Origin of the sequence: Nocardioides sp. (genome assembly GCF_051876515.1) — a bacterium.
Classification (GTDB): domain Bacteria; phylum Actinomycetota; class Actinomycetes; order Propionibacteriales; family Nocardioidaceae; genus Nocardioides.
Window position 1 is genome coordinate 1 of record NZ_JBJEHY010000229.1, and the last position, 5,311, is coordinate 5,311.

General features: G+C 71.5%; 5 protein-coding genes. All 5 read right to left on the minus strand.

Annotated features, from left to right (window positions below; genetic code table 11):
- The coding region (locus ACI379_RS16115; protein WP_439793129.1) for an ABC transporter ATP-binding protein at nucleotides 1-1,818 on the minus strand (1,818 nt) is incomplete at its 3' end.
- A 116-nt stretch (nucleotides 1,819-1,934) separates the two neighbouring features.
- Complete coding sequence (locus tag ACI379_RS16120) at nucleotides 1,935-2,723, minus strand: amino acid ABC transporter ATP-binding protein (RefSeq protein ID WP_439793130.1); 789 nt, start codon at nucleotides 2,721-2,723, stop codon at nucleotides 1,935-1,937.
- 8 nt (nucleotides 2,724-2,731) lie between these two features.
- Entirely contained in the window at nucleotides 2,732-3,595 is an 864-nt protein-coding gene (locus tag ACI379_RS16125; protein WP_439793131.1) for an amino acid ABC transporter permease, read from the minus strand.
- Nucleotides 3,595-4,476 carry an ABC transporter substrate-binding protein gene (locus tag ACI379_RS16130; protein ID WP_439793132.1) on the minus strand — a complete coding sequence of 294 codons (882 nt, stop codon included), beginning with the start codon at nucleotides 4,474-4,476 and terminating at the stop codon, nucleotides 3,595-3,597. Before ACI379_RS16130 ends, ACI379_RS16125 begins: the two co-directional genes overlap by 1 nt.
- Nucleotides 4,477-4,579: 103 nt before the next feature.
- Nucleotides 4,580-5,311: imidazole glycerol phosphate synthase subunit HisF (gene hisF / locus ACI379_RS16135; RefSeq protein WP_439793133.1), on the minus strand; the 732-nt coding region annotated here is incomplete at its 5' end.

A 5,311-nucleotide genomic window follows, 5' to 3' on the forward strand; every position in this document is an offset into this window, starting at 1 on the left:
GGCGTCCCGAGGTGGCTCGGGGTGTTCCTGCTCGTAGGCGTTGACCAGCTCGGCGTACGCCGGGCTGCTCACCAGCAGCTCGTGGTGCGGAGCGCGGCCCACGATCCGTCCGCCGTCGAGGTGGACGACCTCGTCGGCCAGGGCGATCGTGGCCTTGCGGTACGCGACCACGACGAGCGTGGTGTCCTCGCCCCCGGTCCGCAGGGCGGCCAGGATGCGGGCCTCCACCTCGGGGTCGACCGCCGACGTGGCGTCGTCGAGCACGAGCAGCCGCGGGCGGCGCACGAGTGCGCGGGCCAGCGAGATCCGCTGCCGCTGGCCGCCCGACAGCGAGGTGCCGCGCTCTCCCAGCTCGGTGTCGAGGCCGTGCGGCAGGGCCGCGACGAAGCCGTCCGCCTGAGCCGTACGCAGGGCCGCCCAGATCTCCTCGTCGGACACGTCCGCGCCGAGCGCGACGTTGCCGCGCACGGTGTCGTCGAAGAGGAAGGCCGTCTGCCCGACGACCGACAGGTGCCGCGGCAGCTCGCCCTCGGCCAGGTCGCGGAGGTCGGTGCCGTCGAGCAGCACCCGGCCGGTGTCGGGGTCGACCAGCCGCGCGACCAGCGCCGTCACCGTCGACTTCCCCGACGCGGTGGCACCGACCAGCGCGACCGTACGGCCGGGCTGGACGTCGAAGGTGACGTCCTCAAGCAGCTCCTGGCCGTCCGTGTAGGCGTAACCGACCCCGTCGAGCCTGAGCTCCGCGCCGCGGCGACTCTCCTCGAGTCGCGACTCCCCGTACGGCATGGCACCGGTGGCATCGAGCACGTGCTGCACCCGCGAGTGCCCCACCACCGAGCGGGGGAACTCCCCGAGCAGCCAACCGATCGCGCGGATCGGGAAGGAGACCACGGTCAGCAGGTACGCGACGGTGACCACGTCGCCGGGAGCCGTGTCGCCGGAGACGACGCGGGCCACACCCACGGCCAGGACCACCATCACGCCGACGTTGGGCAGGCTCGCCAGCGTCGGGTCGAAGATCGCGCGGATGCGGCCGGCGCGGGTGTTGACGTCGCGCAGCTCCTCGGTGCGCTCACGGAACCGCGCGGTCTCCTCGGCCTCACGGCCCAGCGTCTTGACCACCATCGCCCCGTCGAAGGACTCGTGGGCGATCGCGCTCACCTCCGCGCGCAGCTCCTGGGCACGCGTCATCAGGGGCGAGGAGAAGCGCTGGTACGCCAGGTTGGCGACCACCACCGCGGGGAAGACCAGCAGGCCCACCGAGGCCATCACGACGTCGGCCGCGAACATCTGGGCGACGGCCACGACCATCATGACGACCGTACCCAGCGCCATCGGCAGCGGCGCGATCGGCCCCCAGGCCGCCTCCACGTCGCTGTACGCGTTGGAGAGCAGCTGCCCGGTCGGGTGCCGGTGGTGCCACGACATCGGCAGGGCGAGGTACTGGCGGGTGACCGCGCGTCGGCTGTGCGCCTGCATGCGGTACTGCATGATGCCCGCGCCCAGGCGGCGCGCCACGATGCCCACGGCACGCAGCAGGGCGACACCCACGAACAGCGCGACCACCGCCACCACGAGGCCGGCACCGATCTCGCCGTCGGCGAAGGCGGGCAGCAGGACGTGCTCGGTGGACCACCCCAGGACCCACGCGTCGGCCACGGTCAGCAGACCGAACAGCACCGACCCGACGGTGGACAGGGTGAAGACCCACGGCTCCCTGCGTACGGCCTCGCCGAGGATCCGGAACCCCTCACGCGTCGTTGCCGCCCGGGACGAACCCCCGGAACCGGCTCGGGGTTCCGCACCCGTCGCACTCATCTGCTGCCGCCGCCTCTCCAGCCTCGTCACGTCCCTGCGGGCGCCCGTGAGCACCTCACGGCCCCAGTCTGGGCGCTGGGTGTGACAACGCCGAAACGGCGGCGGTTAGTCCGTCCTCACAGACGAAGTCGCGACAGGAACGCCTGCGTCCGCTCCTGCTGGGGCGCCCCGAGCACCTCCGCGGCGCTCCCGCGCTCGTGGACGACGCCGTCGTGCAGGAAGCAGACCTCATCGGCCACCTCGCGCGCGAAGCCCATCTCGTGGGTGTTGAGGACCATGGTGACGCCCTCGGCCTTGAGCTCGGTCAGCAGGTCGAGGACCTCCCCGACCAGCTCGGGGTCGAGGGCGGAGGTCACCTCGTCGAGGAGCAGGACGGTCGGGTTGGAGACCATCGCGCGCGCGATCGCGACCCGCTGCTGCTGGCCGCCGGAGAGGTCGTCGGGACGCGCCGTCGCCTTGTCGGCCAGGCCGACCCGCTCGAGCATCGCGAGCCCACGTTGCTCGGCCTCGGACGCCGGCACCCGGTGCACCTTGCGCAGCGCCAGCGTGACGTTGCCCAGCACGCTCAGGTGCGGGAACAGGTTGTACGACTGGAACACCATGCCCATCCGGGCACGCACCGCGTCGGCGTCGACGGCCGGGTGCGTGATCTCCTGCCCGGCGAAGTGGATGGTGCCGTCGTCGACGACCTCCAGCAGGTTGGCGCAGCGCAGCAGGGTGGACTTGCCGGAGCCGGAGGCGCCGATCAGGACCACGCACTCCCCCGGCGCCACGTCGAGGTCGACCGAGCGCAGCACCAGGTTGGAGCCGAACGACTTGCGCACCCCGCGCAGGGTCAGCACCTGGCTCAGGTCCGGGGCCAGCTCCGAGGAGTCCGGCTCGCCGGACCCGATCGGCACGTTCATCTCGCTGCTCACATCGTCCCCCCGGCGCCCTGGAACCCCTGCTTGCGCGCGAACCGGTCCGTCAGCCGCGCCATCGGCACGGTCAGGCAGATGAACAGGAACCCGGCGACCACGTACGGGGTGTAGTTGAAGTCGACGGCCGTCTCGATCTGGGCCGCCCGGATGGCGTCGATGACGCCCAGCACCGCGATCAGACCCGAGTCCTTCTGCAGCGACACCAGGTCGTTCATCAGCGGCGGCAGCACCCGGCGCCACGCCTGGGGCAGCACCACGTGCCGCAGCGTCTGGGCGTACCCCAGACCGAGTGCACGGCCCGCGAGGCGCTGCGAGGGGTGCACGGACTCGATGCCGGCGCGGAACACCTCGGCCACGTACGCCGAGTAGGACAGCACCAGGGCCGCGCAGCCCCAGAACAGCGCCGAGGTGGGCAGACCGCCCAGACGCAGCGCCGGCCCACCGAAGCCGAGCAGGAAGATCACCAACAGCAGCGGCAGGCCGCGGAAGACGTCGACGTACGCCGTGCCCAGCAGCCTCAGCGGGAAGAAGACGGCGCCGCGCAACGTACGCATCACCGCGATGACGAGGCTCAGCGCCACGATGAGGACGGCGCAGACCAGCATCACGCGGATGTTGAGCCACAGTCCCTCGAGGACGGCAGGGAACGACGCCACGGCCTTGTCCCAGTCGAAGTACGTCTCCTGGACCCGCTCCCACCCCGGCGAGGAGGCCACCGCGAACCCGACAGCCCCCAGGAGGAGGACCGTGCTGAGGGCCGCGATCAGCGCGGAGCGCGATGCCCGACGTCGCCGCCAGGCATCGCGCTCACGCTGGACCTCGGACGGCTCCCAGCCGTCCAGGGGGTGCTGAGGCATCAGGACAGCTCGGGAGCGCCGCCCTGGGCGAGCCACTCCTCGACCAGCTGGTCGAGGGTGCCGTTGTCGCGCAGCGCGTCGACCGCCTGCGTCACGCACTCGGTGAGCGAGGAGCCCTTGTCGAGGACGGCGCCGAACTGCTCGACCTCGCCCTCGGGCAGCGGGAGCTGGCCGACGATCATGCCGTCGTCGAGCTGCACGGCGGTCATGTAGTAGGCGGTCGGCAGGTCGACGACGATGCCGTCGATCTGACCGTTCTTCAGCGCCTGCACGGCCTGGTCGTTGGTGTCGAAGACGGCGGCGTCGACCGACGGCTTGATCTGCTCACCGATCGCCGTGTAGCTGGTCGTACCGACCTGGGCGCCGAGCTTGGCGTCCGCGAGGTCCGCGATCGAGGTGGCGCCCGCGATGGCGCTGTCGGCGTTGGTGATGACCGTCTGGCGCACGTCGTAGTAGCCCGAGGAGAAGTCGACCGCGTTGCGGCGCTCCTCGGTGATCGAGATCTGGTTGACGTTGAAGTCGAAGTCCTTCGGGCCGGGCGAGACGGCCTTGTTGAACGGCACCGTCACCCAGGTGACCTCGTCGGCGGAGAAGCCGAGCTCCTCGGCGATCGCGTACGCCACCGCGGACTCGTAGCCCTTGCCGTTGCTCGGGTCGTTGTCCTTGAACCACGGCTCGTAGGCAGGCTTGTCGGTGCCGATGGTCAGGGTGCCGTCGGTGGTCAGCTCCAGGGTGTCAGGGGTGCACTCTGCAGCGGCCGAGGGAGTGTCGGTGGCCTTGTCGTTGGCCGAGTCGGCCTCGTCGGTGGGTGCGCAGGCGGCACCGATCAGCGCGACGGCGGCGAGAGTCGCCACGGAGGCGAGTCGAGGGGTCTTCAGCATGGCGCCATCGTATCGGCGGCTACGCGTGAGTAGGCGCAGACTGGAAATCACTGAGACCGCGCTCACCCTTCGCCCGGACGGCTGCCCGGGCCGCGGGAGCGGCTCAGCGTACGGGGTGGCCGGCAGAGGCCAGCGCGCCCTTGACCTCGCCGATGCTCAGCGTGCCGAAGTGGAAGACCGTGGCGGCCAGCACCGCGTCGGCCCCGGCGTCCACCGCGGGCGCGAAGTGCTCGACCTTGCCGGCACCCCCTGAGGCGATGACTGGCACCGACACCTCGGCGCGCACGGCCCGCAGCAGCTCCAGGTCGAAGCCGTCCTGGGTGCCGTCGGCGTCCATCGCGTTGAGCAGGATCTCCCCCGCCCCCAGCTCGGCGGCACGCACCGCCCAGGCGACGGCGTCCAGCCCGGCCGACTGGCGGCCGCCGTGCGTGGTGACCTCGAAGCCGGAGTCGGTGCCGGCGGCCCGCCGGGCGTCCACCGACAGCACCAGCACCTGGTTGCCGAAGCGGTCCGCGATCTCGGCGACCAGCTCGGGACGGGTGATGGCCGCGGTGTTGACCGCGATCTTGTCGGCGCCGGCACGCAGCAGCCGGTCGACGTCGGCAACCTCGCGGATGCCACCGCCCACGGTCAGCGGGATGAAGACCTCCTCGGCGCAACGCGACACGATCTCCATCGTGGTCGCGCGCCCCTCGTGGGAGGCCGAGATGTCGAGGAAGGTGAGCTCATCGGCTCCCTCGGCGTCGTACACGCGGGCCAGCTCGACCGGGTCGCCCGCGTCACGCAGCTCGGTGAAGTTGATCCCCTTGACCACCCGTCCGCCGTCGACGTCGAG

What these genes read in the sequence shown, in the direction of transcription:
- ACI379_RS16130 (WP_439793132.1), bottom strand. Translation starts at nt 4,476, where the DNA reads ATGCTGAAGACCCCTCGACTCGCCTCCGTGGCGACTCTCGCCGCCGTC.
- ACI379_RS16125 (WP_439793131.1), bottom strand. Translation starts at nt 3,595, where the DNA reads ATGCCTCAGCACCCCCTGGACGGCTGGGAGCCGTCCGAGGTCCAGCGT.
- ACI379_RS16120 (WP_439793130.1), bottom strand. Translation starts at nt 2,723, where the DNA reads ATGAACGTGCCGATCGGGTCCGGCGAGCCGGACTCCTCGGAGCTGGCC.